Below are 20,798 nucleotides of genomic sequence, written 5' to 3'. Positions count from 1 at the left end.
ATGAAGAAAACGGAATAACTTTATGAAAGAGTATGATGTTGTCGTTCTTGGTGCTGGTATGGGCGGGCTTGCTGCCGCTGCCTTGTGGGCCCAAAAAGGTGAGCGAGTATTGCTTGTGGAGTCTCACTATGCTGGAGGAGGTTGTGCAGGATACTTTAAGCGAAAGCAAGGATATTACGATGTCGGTGCAACAACACTAAGTGGCCTTGCCGATGGCCGCCCAGTAAATAAGATCTTAAAAAAACTAAATTTAGATTTAAAAACTTATCACTGCAATCCAGGGATAAAAGTTAATACAGAAGATGAAGTATTTAACTTCTACGCTAGTTTAGATGAACTTAACGATGAGTTAATAAGAGTCTTTAATCTAGATTGCTTGAAGACGCTAAAAAAATGGCAGGCCCTAGAGGATCTTCTTTGGGAGAGTCTTGATTATGTACAGGACTTTCCAAATATTGGTCCTTCAACAATTAAGAAGTTCTTTATGAATCCAACAAGAAAACTTCTTAAACACCCTAAGCTTTTTACATCGTCTTTTTATAATTACCTTCCTAAAGAGATGAAAAAAAATAAGAAATTTATTCGTGTCTTAGATCAACTACTTCTCATTAGTACTCAACAAACATCTAAGACATGTCCTGCATTTATGGGAATACTTGGCTTCTTCTATCCGCTTGATACCCATGCTATTGAAGGTGGAATGTGGGGATTAGTGAAATCCTTAGAGAGTAAGATTCAGTCATTTGGTGGTGAGATTAAATATCGCTCTACTTGTGAGAAAATTGAAAAAGAGGGCGGGGCGTATCTTATCTCAACAAATAAAGAGCAGATTAAATGCTCAAAGCTAATCTCAAATATTTCTCCAGAAGTTTTTGATTCATTATTTATGGATAAAGAGTTAAAGCAAGACAAGGGAAAGATTTGGGGTGCAATGACGGCCTATTTTAGCTTCTCAAGTAAAATACCTATCACTGAATTATATCAGCAAGTTCATTACCGAGATGGATCTCTCTTCTTTTCATTCTCACACCCTGATGATCAGCACCGCTCTGAAGGTATGCAAATGGTAACAGTGTCTACCCATGTTGATTGCGATGGTTTTGATCAAAGAGATGATGCTTATAAGAATAAAAAAGAGAAATTTAAAACAGACGTTCTAGATGCTTTTAATAAATGCTTTAAAGAGCATGAAATTGATGAGGTGGCCTTTGATAGTGTCGGCACTCCATTAACATTTAAGCACTATACACAAAGGCTTAATGGAGAAGTAGGTGGTCTGATTCATAATTCAGCACTTTCTCTACTTCGCTTAATTCCTAATAAAATGAAAAACGAAAATATATACTTTGTTGGAGACTATACATTTCCAGGACAAGGAATTGTCTCTGTCTTTCAGTCTGCGCTAAATACCATTAAGGAGTAAGAAATGAATAAAACACAAATACAAGAGTTACTACATCATCGAGATCCATACTTAATGGTTTCTGAGGTTACGAAATCAAATGAGAATGAAATCGAGTCATTAAAAACCTTCTCTGGGGATGAGTTCTTTGTTAAGGGCCACTTTCCAAATGCACCAGTCGTTCCAGGGGCAATGATTCAGGAGTTTTGCACTCAAAGTGCAGGAGTTCTAATTACAAAATATCACTCACCAGTTAAAGATTATAACTCTAATAAAACCAAGGGCTGGGCCTTGGGGGTTCTAAATAAAGTTCAAGGGGCAAAGTATTTAAGTATCGTGAAGCCTCAAGGTGACTTGAAGGCAAAGGTTAAACTCATTGATAAGATGGATAATCTTTTTAAGTTTTCAGCAGAGGTTTATCAAGAAGATGAGCTTAAAGCTAAGTTGAAATTTAGCCTTGTGAATATCAGTGATGACTACCTAACAGGAGAATAATTATGTTTGGCCTTGGAAGTAAGAATAAAAAGTATTAAAGATTGATACAATCGTAAGTATCAAAAGTCTTTGATTCGATATCGTAAAGGTAGAGCGCCTCATAATACTTCTTTGTGTAAGCAGCATATAGGCCTCCTGATTGTGGGTTTCCACAATAGTAGCGCGTATCATGCTCTAGTCGATAAAGTGCAGTTGAGCCGCTACTGAATTTTTCAACATCTTTTTGTGCTTTAAGATATGCGCTTTGAACTTCATCGTAGAATGGAAGCTCTGGTGTGAACTCCACACACTCGTATTCTTTTAGATCTCTTAAATCAGTATTATCAATATAGTAGTAAAGCTTAGAATCTTGTTTGAAATAGATTTTAATATGAGACTCATGCTTTCCGCAGTAAAGAGCGCCATTTCTTGGACGGGCCGAAACCTGGAACGAAATAGTGATTAACAGAATTAAGCTAAGTAACTTCATATATTTGCCTTTGAATAAATTTTCTTATTTTTATACAGCAAATTAAATATCTTGAGTTAAATAATGTATTTTTGACAATGTTTAGTTCACAGCAAATAAAGTCATCCCAAATTATTCTTGTATAATCTATAACTTAGCAAGCAAATCTCTTTTGTATCTTAAGTTGTTGATTTTGTTCATATTTTGTCTCCCTAAAGCCGATTAATTAGAAAAGATAATGATTTAAGAGGAGAGGTTATGTCCAAAGGTCTAGCGATACTTAGTTTAATGTTTTTATGCTCTTGTGCCTTCACTGATGTGAATATTCAAAGAGAGTATTATTCTAAATCCACTGAAAAGAGCAGAAGTAATACCAGAGTTTATGTCCATGTTGATAATAAAGAGGACCGAGTTGTCGGTGTAAAGAAGAATGGTTATGGAATCGATACTGCTCAGGTATATTTACCAACGTCGCAATCTCGTTGGTTAAAAGATGCCATCGAAAGTGAATTGCGTATCCAAGGATTTATCGTTTCTAAATTTCGTAAACAAAGTGATGTTGTACTTGATGTAAAAATTAATCAATTATTTGTTGAACCAGATGTTGGATTTTGGGCAGCAAGCCTGATTGGTATCGCAGATTTAAATGTAAGGGCAAAAATTAAAAAGGGACACGAATACGAAAGAAACTTTGTAGAAGTTGAAAGATCAACTGAGATGGTATGGACAGACACTGATATCAAAGAAAGGTTCAATGGTGCTGTATCAATGTGTCTAAGTGATATCGCCGTAAGACTAAAAGAATTATTAAGATCAAAAAATACAAAAGTAGCAAAGAGGTAATCAATGAGAAATTTAATATCAATTCTAATGCTTCTATCACTAGTAAGTTGTGCTTACGGATTAAAGCATATCGATGCATCTAAAAAGAGTGATTCTCAGTGGAAGAAGGTGAGTAAAAAGAAAAGTAATTAAGATAAACTCAGATCGCTAATAGGTGATTTTTTAATTTAGAATTCATGCTACAATCGCAATATGAGTAATTGCTGTTCAAATAATAATGATGAAAAGAGTAAGGAAGTTGATCTTGAGAATCTCGACGGATTGATTTGTTATTGTTTTAAAAAATCAAAGAAAGAATTATTTGAAGCTGTAAGATGTAATAATCAAACATTAATTGTGGATGAGATTAAAGCTAAAATGAAAGATCCAGGCTGTTTTTGTGAAAGAGCAAACCCATCAGGGAAGTGCTGTTTGGCAGATGTCATGGCCTTTATAAAAGCCGCGTCTAAGAATTAATATCTTAAGGGCCTTCTCGCGCTCGCACAAATAAGTACCTGTTTTTACTTGTTCCTCTTTGGTCTAGCCAATAAATTTTGCCGGTTTCAATTTATTTTGTTTGCAGTGTTCAGAAAATACTAAACATAAATAGATATAATTACGATGAGATAAAGGATTATTGTTTGTGGGGAGGCATAGTCGCTTACAATCATCTATGTGTTTTCCTGAAAATAATTTTTCTTTAATTGACGGTAGAAAATGAACAAAATATTGCTAAATTTTATTCTTATAATGTTAGCGTTCACAATGGTGTCCTGTGATGACTCACTTGAAGCTGAAGGGAGTCTTACTGTCACTCCTGGCGCTTTTGAAATCACTATTCTAAGACCTAGCTCAGATGGAAGTTCAATTTCTGGTTATAGTGTAATTTCAGGCCATTGTGGTAAGCCAGGTTATCCAATTGAGGTAACAGGTGCTGTTAATTTATACTCGATCTGTCAGAGTGATTATCATTGGGCAGCACCAGTTTCAGCACTAGAGTCAGCAGTGGGAGCTGTTACAGTTAACGTTCAATTAAAAGATAAAAATATGAGTGGAGGCTCTTCTGTAGCTTCAAGAACTTTTACTAAGCAAGACAATATCTGTGAGGATTCTGCAAATTTAACTAAATTATATGCCAACTCAGAAAGTGCAGATGGATCTTTGATTCCATATAAAATTTGTACTTCTCAGCAATTTCTAAATATCGCTCTTAACCCAAGCTCAAGATTTCAACTCGCAACCGATATCGATTTTGCTGGTCAAAATATTGTTCCTATAGCTGCTGTCTTCTCAGGTGAACTTAATGGTCGAGGATATGCTCTTAAAAATTATATTATCAATCGTGCCGCTGATAATAGTGTTGGGATTTTCAAATATATCTCGGATGCAAATATTAGTGAATTACATATTCACAACGCACAGGTGACGGGGAATAGTCGTGTTGGTTTACTCGCAGGAGACTGGAGAGGAGCTGGAACGATTAATAGCATCAGAGTTTCAGGGAAAGTAAATGCAATTACTATGGCCGGTGGTTTAATCGGTTTGGGGAATAGCTCAAGCTCACTTAATATTTCTGACTCTCAAATACAAGTTGATGTTAATGCCAATAACTACACAGGTGGAGTGATTGGTTATATCAATACTAACGACGGCCTTTTAAATGTTAGCAATACAGACATCTATTCAAATGTAGCAGGCCATGACTATGTTGGTGGTTTTGCCGGTTTAATTTTAGAGCCAAATCAAACTTTTACAAATGTTCACCACAAAGGAAGTATTACAAGTACTGGTGTTGTGGTTGGTGGTCTTATTGGAGAGAGTGCTGGGGGAAGCTTTGATAATGTTTCTCATATTGGCTCTGTTGGAACTTCAAAAGATGCTGTTGATGTAAATGTTGGTGGTCTAATTGGACACGCCAAAGGTACGCATTCCATAAGTAACTCTAAAGTCGTCTCTAATATTACCTCTGGAGGTAGCTACACTGGTGGATTAATCGGACGATTACTATCTGGATCGATAACAAACTCTTATACGAGAGGAAGTATCGTTGTTAATGAAGATTATTATAATAGTGTTGTGAAATTTGTTGGAGGTCTAGTTGGTAATATTAACTTAGATTCATCAATCTCAGGTTCACACTCTCATGTCGATATAAACTCTACTGCTTACTATGTTGGAGGCCTTGTCGGATTCCTTGGTGGAGGCAATACAACGATTGATAGCTCGTATTCTGTAGGAGCGATAGAGGCAATGACTTCAAATGTTGGAGGCCTAGTTGGTTTTATGAGTGGGAAGTCTATTACAAACTCATTCTCTCATTCAAATATCACGATTACAAACCCAACTCCAAAGGCATATATTGGTGGTATCGCAGGTTATACTAAAAAGAGTGATGTTATTTTTGATAAATTATACAACTCTGGAAGTATTCACTTTAATAATGGTATTGCAGATAATGTTGGGGGACTCTTTGGTTATGTTGAGGCCCAAAGTATTAGTAATGTTTTCAATACTGGAAATATTACTGGGGCAAGATCTTTAATCGGAGGAATTGCTGGTTATCTAAAAACACCAATACACAATGCCTATGCTGGCGGAAATATAAGTGGGTCACTTCGTTATATTGGTGGTATTGCAGGCCTTGCTTTTCAAAATAATATCAATGATGTTTTTGTTAAGGCCAACTTAGAAGGTGATGGAAATATTGGTGGTATTACCGGCTGGTATATCGATGATGCAACAAGCATTACGAATGCCTATATGGTAGGTAGTATTAATAAGTCTTCAGACTCAACTTTAGAGGAAAGTATTTTTGGGCCAGTTTTTGGAACGAGCTCAAACGTCAACATAGCTAATAACACATTCTTCTTGGATTCGATTACTTTTACAGATATGGCCTCTGCTGCACCTTTTAATGGTTTCAACAGGTTTGGGAATCAACTTACAGCTGAGGAAATGGCATCTGAATTAAGTTATGCAGGATTTAGCTTTGCTGGTGCAAATGATTGGTCCATGCCAAATATCGGATTCAAACTTCCAGGTGAAACTCTTGATTATAACTACGCTATTTTTGATTTTATGAATGAGGCCAATTATGGTTTTAATTCGATTCAAACTTTTAGTGATGACCCAATTAATGAGGGGACACCAAATTTATTTGGGATTGGATCAGAAAAGACATTAAGCGCTATTGCAGCAAATACTGAACAATTGGACATTATAACTTCTACAGATCCCGTCGTAAATGTAAGTGTGGGAACCTACTCAATTTCATTTACATATCCAGATTCTAATGGAGCTCCAATTGCAACGACTAAGTTAATTCACGGAGAGTGTGGAGTTGTTGGAGAAGAAATTAGTATCACAGGCTCAGTAACATTATCGACGATATGCCAGAGCAATAATCGTTGGGTAGCACTAATTGATGCCACAGAACTTACGTCGGGTACTATTACAATCAATGCTCAACTAAAAGATGATACAGGTGCCATCGTATCTCCACTTATTACTAGAACTCTTAATAAGTCTATTAGTAGTAACTCATGTAGTGACAGTGGTGCTAGTGGTTCTTTATATGCAAATTATAATAGCGGCGGTAATGGTGACACCATCCCTTATATTATTTGTAATCCAAATCACTTTAAAAATATTGAAGTTAATCCTAGTGCAAAATTTGAACTTGCTAATGATATTGATTTCGCAGGTAGTACAATTAATCCGCTAAACGGGAATTTTACTGGAGTCTTAGACGGTAAAGGTTTCACTGTTAAAAACTTTGTCATTAATAGGCCATCTGCTAGTAACGTGGGAATTTTTAAAACCATGAGCGGTGCGACTGTTAAGAATATTGATTTCTTAAATTTTTCAGTTAATGGATATACAAAAGTTGGCTCAATTGTTGGAAATGCTAATGGAATAAATACTTTTGATAATATTACGCTTGAAGGTAGTGTAACAGGTATTTTAAATACTGGTGGTATGATCGGTGTGGCCAGCTCCAGCGCTGCTTTAACTATGAGCAATATTTCTAGTACAGTTAATGTACAAGGGAATAATTATACCGGTGGCCTCATCGGTATCGTTACTTCAAGTGATGGAAGCTTTAGCCTTGATAATATTGACTTAAATAATACTGTTAATGGTCTTGGATATGTTGGGGGATTAGTGGCCCAAATTCAAGAACCAAATATGACTATCACTAATGTTACTTCTAATTCAAATGTCGCTGCTATTAATAATTATGTAGGTGGTCTAGCTGGAGAAATCGCTGGCGGAAGTATTTCATTTGTCACGATAACGGGAGATATTTCTTCGCCAAAAGATGCAAGTGATGGCCATGTTGCAGGACTTGTTGGACGCTCTGTTGGAAGCGTTAACCTTGATAATTGTAGTTTTACTGGAAGTATCAGTGCTGGCTCTTCTCATGTTGGAGGGATACTTGGATCGGGAAGTAGTGCGACAATAACTAATTCAACTAGTTCCGGAACAATCACTGTTGCGGATGATCGTTATAATTCTGTTACTTCATATATTGGAGGAATTGTTGGTCTGCTTAGTGAAGACTCGACAATTCATGACTCTAATTCATCAATGAATATCAATGCGCAATCTAATTTTGTCGGTGGTATCGCCGGCCGCTTTCATGGTGAAAACTCTATCATGTATAATGTTTTCTCTACCGGAACAATTGATGCAAGAACTTCATTTGTTGGTGGAGTCGCTGGATATTTCTTTGGTGAAGAATTTAGAGACTCATACTCAACTTCAACTGTTAATATTACCAATCCAACACCAAGATCTTATATTGGTGGCCTATTAGGATATGCCAATTCATGGACCTCTCGTTTTGAAAGACTTTATGCGACTGGTGACGTCATCATCAATAATGGTACTGCTGATTATGTAGGTGGATTGATTGGATATTTTAGAGGCGGCTACCTTGAAAATTCTTATGCAAGCGGGAATGTCTCTGGCGTAAGAAACTCTTCAGGAGCGCTGGTCGGTCTACATCGAGGTGATACAAGAGGCTGCTTTGCTACTGGTAATATCACTGCAAGCGGTCGCAATATTTCTGCATTGATTGGTTATCAATTAGAAGGAAGTATTACCGATTCCTTCAGTACTGGAAATGTTGAAGCCGACGGAAGTGCCGGAGGTATTGTCGGATATTTAAATTCAACAATTGTGGACTCGGTTACTGATGTCTATGCTCACGGTATCGTTACTCAAAATACAGGCTCAAGTTTCGACTCTTTAACTATGGGGGCCATTCTTGGTGAGGAATTTTCAGCAGGTTCTTTATCGGTCACTCAATCATTTTATATCCAAGAAAATAGAGATGCCTCTTTTAACTCTCTTGGAAGTGCTGTTGCACAGGCCAGTGCAAATTCGGCAGGAAGTTATACGAGTTTCGACTTTGTCTCATCTCCTGGTTGGCGTGTACCAAACGAAGGCTATAATTTAGAAGGGCATGGTGCCTTCACTGCTCCAATCCTATCTTGGATGGGGGGCTCAATACCAAATTCAAGAAAGATTAGTGGCCCTATTACTAATCTTAATCATAGTGGGATTACTTTGAATCTAAATGGAGTAGAGAATCTATACATCCCAGCAGGGGCAAGTAGTTATCAATTTGCTACTGAGCTTTTTGATACCGATTCTTATAGCATTACAATTGCTACTCCTACACAAAACCCTACAATCAACTGTAGTCTCGCTAATGCCTCTGGAGTTATCTCTGGTTCAGATATCACTAATGTAAGTTTAACTTGTCCAACTTTTACTTCAATTAGTTTATCGGCAAGTCAAACAGTCTTAGAGGTTTCAGGAAGTGCTCAGTTATCTGCAATATTAAATTTAAGTGATTTATCGACAATCGATATAACAAACTTTGCTAACTATGCAGTTTCTCCTTCTGGTGTTGTAACTGTCGATTCTACAGGGCAGGTCGTGGCCACAAGTGCTGGGACAACAAGCGTTTCTGCGAGTTTAAATGGGCTGACTTCTAACGGCGTAAGTTTTACGAGTACTATTACTGGTGGTGTAAGTAACTTATCAAGTGCTGCGGTTTGGATTAGAGGAACGCCAATTAATAGTCCTGTGATTAGTTGGACAAACCCTGCAGAAAGTTTTGACTCTATTGAGGTCGGACTTGGTTCATCTGCTGGAACTGATAGTATCGCAAGCTTTACAAATGTTGGAACGAATCAAAGTCACAGCTTCTCAAATCTTACTGGAATTGTGGAATGTTCAATTATTTATCCAAGTGCTAGAGTGAAGTCCTTAGGTGGGACATATGGAAGTGTCGTAACTGATACGCTTGGTTTCCGTTATGATAATACGAGTCCCGTATTCTCATCAAATATTTCTGTTTCAGGTGAGGCATCTCAATCGGTTGCAACAACTACTTCTTGGTCTAGTGCTACTGATAACTGTGCCATGAGATATTATGAGTTAGCAATTGGAACGGCCCCTGGCGCTAGTGATATCACGTCAGGTTTTAAGTATATTGGTAATGTGACTTCTTATCAGGCCCAAAACGGCCTTAATGGGATGAATATAAATTTAAGTACTGGTGTGGATTATTATACATCTGTAAGGGCCGTTGATTATGCCGGTAACGTATCTACTGTTATGACTTCAGCTGCATGGCAAATTACACCTGTTGAAGATTCACTTCCAAATATGTTGGTATGGCTTGATAGTGCCGACTTATTAACTGTAAAAGATAATCTCGCAATTTCAGCAGATAGTCCTTCTTTTAATGGCAATGTTTATACATGGGAAGATAAGTCAGCTAGTATCAATGTTCATAATGCTATCGCTGATGCTACTTCAGACCCGGACTTTATAAGTGGAAATATAAAGTTTAATGGATCAACTACTTATTTAAAAATTCCAGAGCACGCTGACTTAAATCTAAGTACCGATATTGAGAAAAACTTAACTATTTCTGTTAAGACTGAAAATGATATCACTACAAGACAAGTCATTTATGAAGAAGGTGATGCTAATCGCGGAATGAATATTTATATCGACAGTGGAAATCTCTATTGTGGATTCTGGAATAACTCAAATGACGGTGACGGAGTTCAGCCTTTTGTGTCTGTTTCTTCACCAATCTCTACAGACTCAACTTACCATATAACTTGGTCTCTGGATTATACAAATTATAGCGGTGCTGCTGGCCCTGATGGTTCAGTTGAGTGTTATATCAATAACTCTTCAGTTGGAAGTGTTGCGACTACTTCACGTTTATTTTCTCACTCTGGAGATATTGGACTTGGTGCTTTATTGAATAGTTCTCATTTTCATGATGGTGTGATTTATAGTAATCAGGATTACTTCTTTAAAGGAAAAATATTAGAATTTATTATTGCCGCTTCAACTCCTGACGCTACTGGAGTTAATGCTATCCATGATTATTTAAGAGGGAAGTGGTCTGGTAGTGAGCTAAGTTCACCAAATAATTTGGCCTTAACTAATAACTCAACTCAAACTAGTAGTGCTACTTTAAGCTGGTCTCCAATTCAGTCATCATACTTTATTCTTGACCATTATGAATTTGCTATTGGTACCACTGCTGGTGGTGATGATATCTTAGGATGGACCAATATTGGTACTGTTGAAAGTTATCAGGCCATTGATGGCGTGGCAGGTATATCTTTATTATTAAATGAAGGTGTCGATTACTATATTTCAGTTAAGGGAGTTGATACGAGTAATAATGACTCTCAAATTGCCACATCTAATGTGTGGCAGGTTTACGATATTGCTAATGGTGGACTACCTTCTACGATTCTACACTACGATGGGCAGGACTTAGCTAGTATCTTAGACCCTTCAGGTTATGACGCTAGTGATCCGCTCTTTTCAGGTACTGCAAATACTCTTCTCGATATTTCTGGAAGTGCAACAGTATATGACTGGAGTATTCAGTCGGGGGCAGGAGCAAATTATAATGCATCAACGAATGCCCTGGAGTTTGCAGGGGATACAACTTATCGACTTTCAACTCAAGCTGGAATTAATGATACGGTTACGACTTCTAAAAATATCACGATCTCATTAAAGACAGGGGCCAATATCAGTACGACTCAAGTTGTTTATGAAGAAGGTGGATCGACTAGAGGGATGAATATTTATATTGATCAAGGGAAGTTATATTGTGCATTTTGGAATACTGTTGATGATGGAGATGGCGCGCAACCATTTATTCAAATTAACACACCTATAAATGCTGATTCTGTTTACCATGTATCTTGGCTCTATGATTACTCTAACTATACTGGCCCTGACGGGGCAAATGGATCTTTAGAGTGTGTTGTTAATTCAAATAGTATTGGTACTGCATCAACCACAACAAGAGTCTTTCCTTCAAATGGTAAAAGTGGAGCAATTGGTCTTGGTGGCCGCTCAGGTAAAACAAATCTTTTAAGTGGAACGACTGGTGGTGGTAGTGGTGATTACTTCAATGGAGAAATTAATGAAGTTATCATAACGACTGAAACTCCAGATGTTAGTATGATTCAGTCCGTACATACTTATCTCAATAGTAAGTGGTAAGAGTGGTAAGTGCCATGCACCTTTTGTTACGCACTTGCGAAACAAAAGGTGCATGGCACCCTGAGAGTTATTTCTCGATTGCAGAAGTTTTCGCGTAGTTGATTGCTGTTGTAAGTAGTAGACCAACAAAGAAAAGTACGCTTAAGCTTGTTTGATAGTTAAACCCTTCTACTCCAGCAATTTCCATTCCTGCAATGGCAAGAATTCCAAAAAGAAGTGCAAAGAGAGCATCTCCTGTAATAAGTCCTGCTGCTGTTAGGATTCCTCTGTGAGTGATTTTAGTCACTGACTTTGTTCCTGATAGTCTTGCAAGAGAACCAAGTAGAATTCCCGTTCCAATATATGAAGGAAGATAGATCCCAACGGCAAAGGCAAGTGAGCTTAGAATGATTCCTTTACGCTTTCCAATTATTTCAACAGTTACTGCAACAAGACCAAGTCCAGTCCCAGCTAAAACTGGCATAAGAGGAATATCACTTTGAATAAATAGTGACTTTAAGACTGTTGCAAAGAAGGCCGCCTGTGGTGCAGGTAGGGCCTCACTTCCAAGAGTTCCTGTCTCATGTGCAACGTAAACTGCAAGAGGAACTGAGATAGCTCCACCAAGAAGACCTACGATTTGCCCAACAAATGAGCTTGAAACCTTTAGTCCATTAAATTGCATTGTCTTATAATCTTGTGATGAATCGTTAGATGCACAAATAGCAACACAAGCTGCAACAATAATTGGAACTAAGAAGTAAACACCTTGAATTCCTTCTAGTCCAATGGCAAGCCCCACAAGACTTAGAACAAGCATTCCCATAAATACTGTTCCTGAAACAGGTGAAGCGGATGAACCAACTTGAAGGGATAAAAGAGCACCTAGACCACTTAGAAAAAAGATTAGTAGTAGGGCAACTATACCAAGGGCCACAAGCCCTACAATTGTTGCACCTGAATAGATCATCATGGCAAGAAGTAGGATGGCACCAAAAACGATTGATCCTAGAAGCTGCTTTCTTCTATCGTCTGGGATTTCTAATTGTTCAGCATTATAATCTGCTTCTTTATCAGCAAGGGCATTACGAGTTTTACGACCTTCAATAATATAAGCGATTAGTGAATAAACAACGGCCACAACCATAGCTGCACCACCAACCCAACGAAAAGTTGTTCCTGGCATTCCTTGGGCCGCAGACATTCCTTTAACAACTGCGTTTAGAAGTCCTCCAAAGAAAATTAAGACTGCTGTTGGAACCGTAAGAAGTGCACCAATTCCAAAATAGAGTGGGTTAATTGGCAGTGGAAGTTTTGTTTCAACGCCACTAAGAGTGAACTTAAGGTCATAGATACTTGCTTTTAATACTTTGATTTGACTTAAAAACGCCATCACAAAACCAAATAATAAACCAGGTACAAGTGAAAGCATTAGTGGTGGACGTGCCTGAGGATTATCAGCTGCTGTTTGAATTAAGCGATCACAAGCAACAGCTTCGGGAGCCGGAAGCTTTGGATCAGTTAAGAATCTCTCTGTTGCAAGTCCTACAAAACCCCAACCGAGAAAACAACCGGCCGCAGAAGATAGAATAAGAGATAGAATATCAACTGGCGGAACAGGTTCACCAAGTTCAGCTGCTAAAATTTGGATAATTGGTGCGACAAAAGCGACACCAGCTGTTACTGCAACTCCGGCAGATCCAGTTACTTGGGCCATCGCTAGAAAGCCCTTCATGTCCTTCTTAAAGAAGGCACCCATGGCAACCCAACCAAATAAAACAACAAGGGGGCTAATTCCTGGGGTAATTCCTGCTTTTAGTGCAGAGAAGACAAATGCTGCACCGAGAACAAAGGAAATGACGAATCCGAAGGCGATTCCGGCCTTCTTTGATTTTAAAGATGGTTCTAATACATTACTCATACTCTTCCTCTAGTTATAAAAAAGTTATAATTATAGAATTACTTTACTAGATTGATTTAGCAAGTATTATGTATATATGACGAAAATTGATAAAGAAAAGCTTACTGAAGAGATGAATGCTAAGAATCGTGATTGGTTAATCGAATCAGGTGGGATTTCATCACTCTTTATTCATAATTTAGAAAACTTTGCATATCGTTATCTTGAAACATCCGCAGATAAGGGGATTAAGTGTTTCATTGACGGCGACCTTTATCGTGTTAGCTCTACTGAGCCATCAATCATTGAGGCCCTCAAGTGGGAGAATCCCCAGCTTAAGAAGTCTCTCATTGATCTATGCAAGAAGTTTCCTGGAAAAGCCTCTCAAGAACTTAGAGTTAAGCTAAATATTGAAACTAAAATGATAGGTGAGCATAAGAATGAATGCTCAGCTTCTATTAAGTGCTTGCTTCCAAGCGGTGAAAGCTCAACACTTTCTGAAAAGACAGCATCCATGACTTTTGAGGATCCAATTGAGCTTCGCAATAAACACGCAGCTTTATTAGAAGACGTTTGTACAATTTTTTAATATGGATCACGATAATCACACGACAGATTACAAGAAAAATAGCCTAAGCCTTTGGGGTGCAACTTCAATGGGAACTGGAGTTATGATTGGCGCAGGTATTTTTGCTCTTACAGGGCAGATGGCCGAGCTAAGTGGGAAATGGTTTCCAATTGCTTTTCTTGTCGCTGCCATCGTCGCAGGCTTTAGTGCATATTCATATGTTAAGTTATCTAATTACTATCCTTCAGCTGGTGGGATAGCAATGTTCTTAGAAAAAGCATATGGAAAAGGGACCATGACAGCTTCCTGTGCTCTTCTTATGTATTTTTCTATGGTGATAAATGAAAGTTTAGTTGCAAGAACATTTGCGACTTATACCCTGCAATTATTTGGTGGAAAAGAGTTGGATTACTTGGTTCCTGTTTTAGGTGTCGGACTTTTAATATTTGCATTTTTCATAAACATATTAAGTAATAAGTTTATTCAAACTTTTTCATTTTTTATGTCATTTATTAAAATTGCCGGTTTGTTGGCATTGGCTATTGGTGGGCTTTGGGCAACTGGTATTAACTTTGATGAAGCGATCAAAACCACTAGTCATAGTGACCCATTTGGGTTTCTCGGAGCCGTGGCCTTAGGTGTATTGGGCTATAAGGGATTTACGACGATTACAAATAGTGGAGGAGAGATTAAAGATCCACACAAGAATGTGGGCCGTGCAATTTTGATTTCTATTCTTATTTGTTTGGTTATCTATCTTCTTACTTCTTTTGCTGTCTCTTCAAACTTAACAGTACCTGAAATTATAGAGGCCAAGAATTACTCTCTTGCACAAGCAGCGAGACCTGCTTTTGGACAAACTGGTCTTTGGCTTACTGTTATTTTTGCTATCGTTGCAACTGTTTCAGGAGTTATTGCTAGCGCATTTGCCGTTTCACGAATGCTTGCAATGCTAACAGATATGAAAATCGTTCCTCATAGCCACTTTGGTATGCCAGGGAGTATTCAAAAACATACTCTTGTTTATACTATCGTGATAGCTATTATACTGACGATCTTCTTTGACTTAAGTCGTATCGCTTCATTGGGAGCCATCTTTTATATTATCATGGATATTGCAGTACATTGGGGAGTACTAACAAAACTTAGAAACAAAATAAAAGCAAATGCCTTTATTCTTATAACCGCAATTATTGTTGATATAATAATTCTATTTGCTTTATTTTGGGTCAAACTTAGGCAGGATGTTTTTATTATTTGGGCATCTCTTATTGGACTAGCTTTAATCTTTATAGGTGAATACTGGTTTCTATCTAAAACCAAAAATAACGAAAACTAATCATTTCAATACTTTGAGCGTAATCTACTAAACTATTGAGTAAAATTGTCGATAATCTATTATGCGACTTAAGTTTCTCCTTTCATCAATAGTATTTATTACAATACTTTCATTTGTAAGTCTTTATTCTTCGATTGATGAAAGTGGGATTAATAGATCCACAAGCTCTTTTAATTCCTCAAGATCTGTTGCCGATATTAGCTGTCGACAGGCAATGTCTGAGTATCTCTCTGCTTCAGTTAATGAAGAGAATATTATGCTTTGGCATCTCTTTAAAGATGATATGGCACAAGTCAATGCGAGATATTTAGACCATGAAGACTTTGATTCACTATCTGCAGATCCAGATCACAACTTTAAGCAAACAAAAACAAGTCTTCTTGAGGCCGTAAGTGGCCTTTATGCTCAGGAGAGTGGAATTCTTGCTGCAGGAATTGCTCGTGGCCCAGAAGGGACAGAATTTGTTGATGGACAGGGCGTTTTCTGGGATGTGAAAACTCCTATTGCTCCTTTATTTGATCAAAATTGGCGTTTTAATATCGAGCAGTCTGGAAATAGTATTAAGCATAAACTTGAAGCAGTGGATGGGATTCATATCCTAATTGATCTTTCATATATCCGCCCACAAAATGCCGTGAACTTAAAAGAGTGGATCAATAATAATATTTCTAAAGAGCATAGAAGTCGAATTCGCTATGTCGTTGTTCCCGATGGAATAGTTGATTACTAAATTTAGGGGCGCGGGTACGAATGGAAGTTTCAATGACTTACGCCGTATTTAAAGTCATTAAGTCTTTTCTTGTAAAGTACAGATATCTTTTGCTTTGGCTTAAAGTAGCTTCGTTTTAGACTATTACGAATACAGTTATCAAACTCAGAGCCGAATCTTTTTTCTATTAGATGCTTTGAATCGGAGTAGTTAAGATGTGGCCTATAGTTGAATAACTCTGCTTCAAAGTTAGAAAAGTGTAATGAACTATATGGGTAGTCCTTGCACTCATCACAAATTCCTGCACGAATTGGATTTTGATAAATATAACGATAGACATTAAAAAGATAACTTTGCTTTGATACAATTGACCACTTATAACGATTACTAAACTTATGATTAATTACATTTATTCTATTGGAAATCATAAAACTAATACGCCAATTAAAATGCATCATGAATCGATCAATATTCTCATGTGGTGTCGTTAGGAGAAGATGATAGTGGTTTGACATCAGAACAAAGCAATTGATCTCTACTTTTTCACGCTCTAATGCATAAATAAGAGATTCTTTGCAAATATCCCACACTTCATATATTGGAATGTTAAACCAGTCGCGGTTGTTGTTTCTTGTAATGACGTGATATGGGTACACGTTTTGTCTGATTAACTTTTTCTTGGGCATAGTTATCTCGCAAAGAAATAGCGCCGAAGCGCTTTGGGTTATTTAAGTTTCTTGTATAGACTGTAGTTAACACATGCTAAAAATGGTGTACTGATGAAAAGTCCAAGACCTAGAGGAAGTAGTGCTAGAATTGAAATAAGAAAGTATGAAGACATCATGACGAGAATCAAATTCCAATTGCTATGAAAAACTCCACGACTTTTCTCTAAAATTTCCCATGCTGTTAGATTTTTATTATTCGCATCAAGAACTAGAGGTGTTGTGAATGCATATGAGCAAAATGCATATGCACCGGGAATAATAAATGCAATAAATCCAATCATTGTTAATAGTGAAGTTAGTGCTCCTACTTTAAAAATTGCTCCAAAGTTTGCTTTTTCAATATTTAAAAAGTCTGCAAGAGTCAGTATCTCTTTTTCTTCTGAAGACTTAATCGCTGTGTAGAGACCGGCCATGTAAAGAGGGAAGACTAGGCTTGAAGCGAATGGGATTGAAGATAGTGCCCACATTAAGCCTGAAGACAGGAGAGTGTAGAGACTGTAGGGAAGTGCGTTTCTACGATAAGTTTCCCAGCCTTGTTTGAATAAGAAAGAGACTTCTTGAATTGTTTTTGAGTTGTTTAAGTTTAGTACTAAAGTTTTCATTTTTACCTCACATTTGTTAGCGAAGTAATAATGCTCTTGCTGCATTAATGCATAACTTTTTCAATTTGATATTAATTTTTTTCAATTAGGAGCGCGGGTACCAATGGAAATTTTAGCTACTTAGCGTAAAAAAATCGTCAAAATTTAGGATGAGCGGCGCGTAATTTAGTGATTTATCTTAAAATTAGAGCTGATTAACTGAGTCTCTGCTCATTTAGGCACTTTCATAACTATTTTACGCGCAAAATGAATTCTAAGTTATTGAAAGTTCCATTGGTACCCGCGCCCCTGATGGTTCTAAAAATCTTTTATTGCATCAACAAATTCAGGATTTAAGATAAATGGATTAATATTACCCTGTAGAGTTTGAATAATCTCATTTCTTTCTAACTCGCGATTATCAACTGGATCAATTTTATTCCATTTTCTAAGAGTTTCTTCTTGATCTTTATCAATGGAAAAATCATAGCGAATAGCAAAGTAGAACATCGCTCTAGCGACATTTCCTTTGTGATGATCTTGAGGTTCAAAACAGTCTTGAGAGTATTCATCAAAGCCTTGAATACTTCCATCCATTTGCCAGTAGTCATAAACAGCATCACAAAAAGGAAGATTTGCTCTTTTGCTATTGGACTCTTTACTCGTCACAAATAGGTGATGCATATCACTATTTGCTGGCAGCTCATCAGCACCTTTTGATTGAGGCCAAGTGTGTTCAATATTAAGTTTGAAGTTTCGTTTATAGCGACGCTGGTATCTTTCTTGACACTGACTAGGTGTATAGGCACTACAGACAACACCATTTATATTATCTACTGTTGAAAACATTAGTTTCTTAACTTCACTATATTCTAGGGCCAAATGATTTCTCTTTGCCATTTTGGCAATTGATTGGCGATTGATGATTTGGGCCGAAGTACTAAAGCAAAGTAGTAGAATTAAGATTTTCATATGTGTGTCATATGATAGTTAAGATATTATTACAAGAGCTAAAACTTTGACCTCATGGGAATTCAATTAGATAATATAAAAAAGTAATGGCGTTGAACCATAAGGAGCATATATGAAGAAAATATTTGTAATGGTATTATTAGGTATGACTTTTGTTTCTTGTTCTAAGAAAACACAATGTACTACTGAAGACAAAAGCAAGTGGCAAGATCAAGAGACTTTTAAATCAAATCTCGTATCACAAGGATATAAGATTAATGAATTTAAAGTAACTGAAGGCAATTGCTACGAAATCTATGGATGGGACAAAGATAAGAATAAAGTCGAAATCTATTTCAATCCAGTTGATGGTTCTATCGTAAAGAAAGAGAATCACTAGTGAATGATTTGAAATTACCTTTAAAATTTAGGCTACTCCATTGGGGAGTGGCCTTTATTATCATTTTAAATCTTTTTATTCTTGAAGAAGGCAAGCAAATTCATCGCTACCTTGGCTATGCCTGTGTTGCCTTTGTTTTCATTCGCTTATTAATTAGTAAAGGCCGCAAAGTGTCTCACTATAATGAGAAAGCAAAGTATGTCTATTGGTTAATGTGGACTGCAATTGGTGGACTTGGGATTACTGGTTTTCTCATGGGACTTGATCGCTTCTTTGGTAATCAATTATTAGAAGATATTCACGAGATCATTTCAAACTCTTTAATTGCATTGATTGTTGCACATCTTGGTGGCGTATTCTTTGATGCTTATAAGAATAAGAGAAAGACATGGCTTCTAATGTTTACTGGTGAGAAGTTTAAGTAGACTTCAAGTGGTTTTAGCTCTTTGCCCACGTTGTTAAAAACCTTTCGACCTCATTTATAACGACTTGTGCATGAGCGCTAATATTTTTCTTACTATAAAATAATGAAATATTGTGCTCGCTTTCTTGACTTAAGACTTTCTTGTGAGGAATAAGCTTTCCTTGAAGGACCCCTTCTCGTGCAACTCGATGAGGAAGTAGTCCGACTCCTAGTCCTTGCTCTGTAAGAGATTTCACTGTTTCTAAATTATCGCAAGATAAAATATGTTTAAAGCCTAGTTTAGTTGCATCAAAGTGGATTGATTCTGGAAACTTTATTATATGATCTAGAAAAGAGCTTTCAATTTGCTGAGAATGATAAAGTCCAAAGGAGTCTGAGTATATGATCTTTTCACTAAGAGAGCGACTTTTGACACCACTTGATACAATGATGGCGATATCGAGTTCACCTTTCTTTAATTCTTTCAACTTCTGTGAACTTCGCCCAGTTGAAAGTATAATATTAAGAGAGGGGGCAAGCTTTCTTAAGTACTTGATAAAGTCAGGAAAGAAATATCTCGAAATACTGTCGTATGTTCCAATATAGACATTACCGCTCGCTTGCACATTATCTCTTATTAAGAGTTGCATTTGATTTGCTTGATCAATCGTCTCTCTTGCATAGGAATAGAGTTTGTCGCCAGCTGGAGTTGGAATAACGCCATCTGAGCGTCTTATCAATAGCTGTGTATCAAGCTCTTCTTCTAATTGTCGTAGAACCTTGGACAGTTGTGGCTGGCTTACATATGCCTTTTGACTTGCCTTTTGCAAAGAACCTGTTTCAACAATATTACAAAAATATTCAAGTTTACCTAAGTGATCTTTAAGCATAATTCACCTATATCTAAAAGTTATACCACCATATCAATAAAGAATTATTCTTACAATGAGAATAATGTCATAAATGAACCTACAAAATCACAAAAAAGGAGATGAATATGAAAATACTTTTACTAACAGCTTTCTTTATAACATCAAGTCTTACGTTTGCTTCAAATGATATCGATAATATAACTTGTGCTTTAGAAACAAAAAGAGTCGGTGGGAATATGAGTAAGGGGAGAGCTCAGCAGGTTTTCCAATTAACAATCGTAGGTGAAAATGTTTTTCGTCTCAAAAGCTATAGAGGGCACTTTTTTGACAAAGGCTATAGGTCAACAAGTGGTGGAAGAGGTTCTGTTGTTGAGCTAGTTGCAAATGCAGATAAGGGCTATCAGGTTCGCTCAAGAACTTATCTGTCTTTAGACTTTTCAGAGTTACAAGACGATGTAACAACTGGTGGCTACCCTGGTGCAGGGAGTCCACCTACAAGAATTAATAATTATTCATGCATGATCAATTATCCAAAAGAACTAAGTGATGTAACTAGACAAGAAGTTGTTTACGATTTCAATCTCTAATATTAAAACTTATATGCCATGCTTCTTTGTTAGGATTCTAAGAAGGGAG

18 protein-coding genes are annotated in these 20,798 nt (G+C 37.1%); 12 read left to right on the top strand and 6 right to left on the bottom strand.

Annotated elements, in window-relative coordinates; translation table 11 throughout:
• The first annotated feature begins 22 nt into the window (after positions 1-22).
• Together DAY19_RS08375 and DAY19_RS08370 are read left to right on the top strand one after the other, a co-directional pair.
• Entirely contained in the window at positions 23-1,423 is a 1,401-nt protein-coding gene (locus DAY19_RS08375; RefSeq protein ID WP_115361320.1) for a phytoene desaturase family protein, read from the top strand.
• A gap of 3 nt (positions 1,424-1,426) precedes the next feature.
• Positions 1,427-1,897: a 3-hydroxyacyl-ACP dehydratase FabZ family protein gene (locus tag DAY19_RS08370; RefSeq protein WP_115361318.1), complete on the top strand. Its 471-nt coding sequence runs from the start codon at positions 1,427-1,429 to the stop codon at positions 1,895-1,897.
• A gap of 34 nt (positions 1,898-1,931) precedes the next feature.
• Here DAY19_RS08370 and DAY19_RS08365 read toward each other — a convergent pair whose 3' ends face one another.
• A complete protein-coding gene (locus DAY19_RS08365) occupies positions 1,932-2,366 on the bottom strand; it encodes a hypothetical protein (protein WP_115361316.1) in 435 nt (144 codons plus the stop codon).
• A gap of 237 nt (positions 2,367-2,603) precedes the next feature.
• On the opposite strand from DAY19_RS08365, the gene DAY19_RS08360 reads away from it, so the two are divergent.
• The 4 genes from DAY19_RS08360 (at position 2,604) to DAY19_RS08350 (ending at position 11,732) form a co-directional block, all read left to right on the top strand.
• The gene (locus DAY19_RS08360; protein WP_115361314.1) at positions 2,604-3,188 is read left to right on the top strand and encodes a YajG family lipoprotein; all 585 of its coding nucleotides are present in this window, start codon (positions 2,604-2,606) and stop codon (positions 3,186-3,188) included.
• Positions 3,189-3,191: 3 nt separating this feature from the next.
• Positions 3,192-3,320 (top strand): hypothetical protein, encoded by a 129-nt coding sequence (locus DAY19_RS15445; protein ID WP_255509241.1) that lies wholly within the window; start codon positions 3,192-3,194, stop codon positions 3,318-3,320.
• A gap of 60 nt (positions 3,321-3,380) precedes the next feature.
• Positions 3,381-3,644: a bacterioferritin-associated ferredoxin gene (locus DAY19_RS08355; protein WP_115361312.1), complete on the top strand. Its 264-nt coding sequence runs from the start codon at positions 3,381-3,383 to the stop codon at positions 3,642-3,644.
• Positions 3,645-3,917: 273 nt separating this feature from the next.
• Complete coding sequence (locus DAY19_RS08350) at positions 3,918-11,732, top strand: hypothetical protein (RefSeq protein ID WP_158536846.1); 7,815 nt, start codon at positions 3,918-3,920, stop codon at positions 11,730-11,732.
• Between the two features lie 67 nt (positions 11,733-11,799).
• On the opposite strand, the gene DAY19_RS08345 is transcribed toward DAY19_RS08350, so the two are convergent.
• Positions 11,800-13,632 carry a hypothetical protein gene (locus DAY19_RS08345; RefSeq protein ID WP_115361308.1) on the bottom strand — a complete coding sequence of 611 codons (1,833 nt, stop codon included), beginning with the start codon at positions 13,630-13,632 and terminating at the stop codon, positions 11,800-11,802.
• A 76-nt stretch (positions 13,633-13,708) separates the two neighbouring features.
• Between DAY19_RS08345 and DAY19_RS08340 the strand changes: the two genes are divergently transcribed.
• The 3 genes from DAY19_RS08340 (at position 13,709) to DAY19_RS08330 (ending at position 16,248) form a co-directional block, all read left to right on the top strand.
• Positions 13,709-14,200 carry a hypothetical protein gene (locus tag DAY19_RS08340; protein WP_115361306.1) on the top strand — a complete coding sequence of 164 codons (492 nt, stop codon included), beginning with the start codon at positions 13,709-13,711 and terminating at the stop codon, positions 14,198-14,200.
• 1 nt (position 14,201) lies between these two features.
• Positions 14,202-15,518 (top strand): APC family permease, encoded by a 1,317-nt coding sequence (locus DAY19_RS08335; protein ID WP_115361303.1) that lies wholly within the window; start codon positions 14,202-14,204, stop codon positions 15,516-15,518.
• A gap of 61 nt (positions 15,519-15,579) precedes the next feature.
• Positions 15,580-16,248, top strand: coding sequence for a hypothetical protein (locus DAY19_RS08330; protein WP_115361301.1), 669 nt, complete (start codon positions 15,580-15,582; stop codon positions 16,246-16,248).
• 29 nt (positions 16,249-16,277) lie between these two features.
• On the opposite strand, the gene DAY19_RS08325 is transcribed toward DAY19_RS08330, so the two are convergent.
• The 3 genes from DAY19_RS08325 to DAY19_RS08315 all read right to left on the bottom strand — a co-directional run bounded on the left by DAY19_RS08325 (position 16,278) and on the right by DAY19_RS08315 (position 18,508).
• Positions 16,278-16,913: a transposase gene (locus DAY19_RS08325; RefSeq protein ID WP_115361299.1), complete on the bottom strand. Its 636-nt coding sequence runs from the start codon at positions 16,911-16,913 to the stop codon at positions 16,278-16,280.
• 38 nt (positions 16,914-16,951) lie between these two features.
• Positions 16,952-17,557: a DUF2189 domain-containing protein gene (locus DAY19_RS08320; RefSeq protein WP_115361297.1), complete on the bottom strand. Its 606-nt coding sequence runs from the start codon at positions 17,555-17,557 to the stop codon at positions 16,952-16,954.
• Positions 17,558-17,854: 297 nt separating this feature from the next.
• The gene (locus tag DAY19_RS08315) at positions 17,855-18,508 is read right to left on the bottom strand and encodes an endonuclease I family protein (protein ID WP_115361294.1); all 654 of its coding nucleotides are present in this window, start codon (positions 18,506-18,508) and stop codon (positions 17,855-17,857) included.
• A 112-nt stretch (positions 18,509-18,620) separates the two neighbouring features.
• On the opposite strand from DAY19_RS08315, the gene DAY19_RS08310 reads away from it, so the two are divergent.
• Both DAY19_RS08310 and DAY19_RS08305 read left to right on the top strand, forming a co-directional pair.
• Positions 18,621-18,887 (top strand): PepSY domain-containing protein, encoded by a 267-nt coding sequence (locus tag DAY19_RS08310; protein WP_115361293.1) that lies wholly within the window; start codon positions 18,621-18,623, stop codon positions 18,885-18,887.
• Complete coding sequence (locus DAY19_RS08305; protein WP_115361291.1) at positions 18,887-19,312, top strand: cytochrome b/b6 domain-containing protein; 426 nt, start codon at positions 18,887-18,889, stop codon at positions 19,310-19,312. The genes DAY19_RS08310 and DAY19_RS08305 overlap by 1 nt, the downstream gene beginning before the upstream one ends.
• A 13-nt stretch (positions 19,313-19,325) precedes the next feature.
• On the opposite strand, the gene DAY19_RS08300 is transcribed toward DAY19_RS08305, so the two are convergent.
• Positions 19,326-20,180, bottom strand: coding sequence for a LysR family transcriptional regulator (locus DAY19_RS08300; RefSeq protein ID WP_115361289.1), 855 nt, complete (start codon positions 20,178-20,180; stop codon positions 19,326-19,328).
• A gap of 107 nt (positions 20,181-20,287) precedes the next feature.
• On the opposite strand from DAY19_RS08300, the gene DAY19_RS08295 reads away from it, so the two are divergent.
• Entirely contained in the window at positions 20,288-20,749 is a 462-nt protein-coding gene (locus DAY19_RS08295) for a hypothetical protein (RefSeq protein ID WP_115361287.1), read from the top strand.
• Positions 20,750-20,798: the final 49 nt, after the last annotated feature.

Origin of the sequence: Halobacteriovorax vibrionivorans (assembly GCF_003346865.1) — a bacterium.
GTDB lineage: Bacteria > Bdellovibrionota > Bacteriovoracia > Bacteriovoracales > Bacteriovoracaceae > Halobacteriovorax_A > Halobacteriovorax_A vibrionivorans.
Note: the sequence above shows the minus strand (reverse complement) of the source record. Positions and strands in the feature narration are given on the sequence as shown.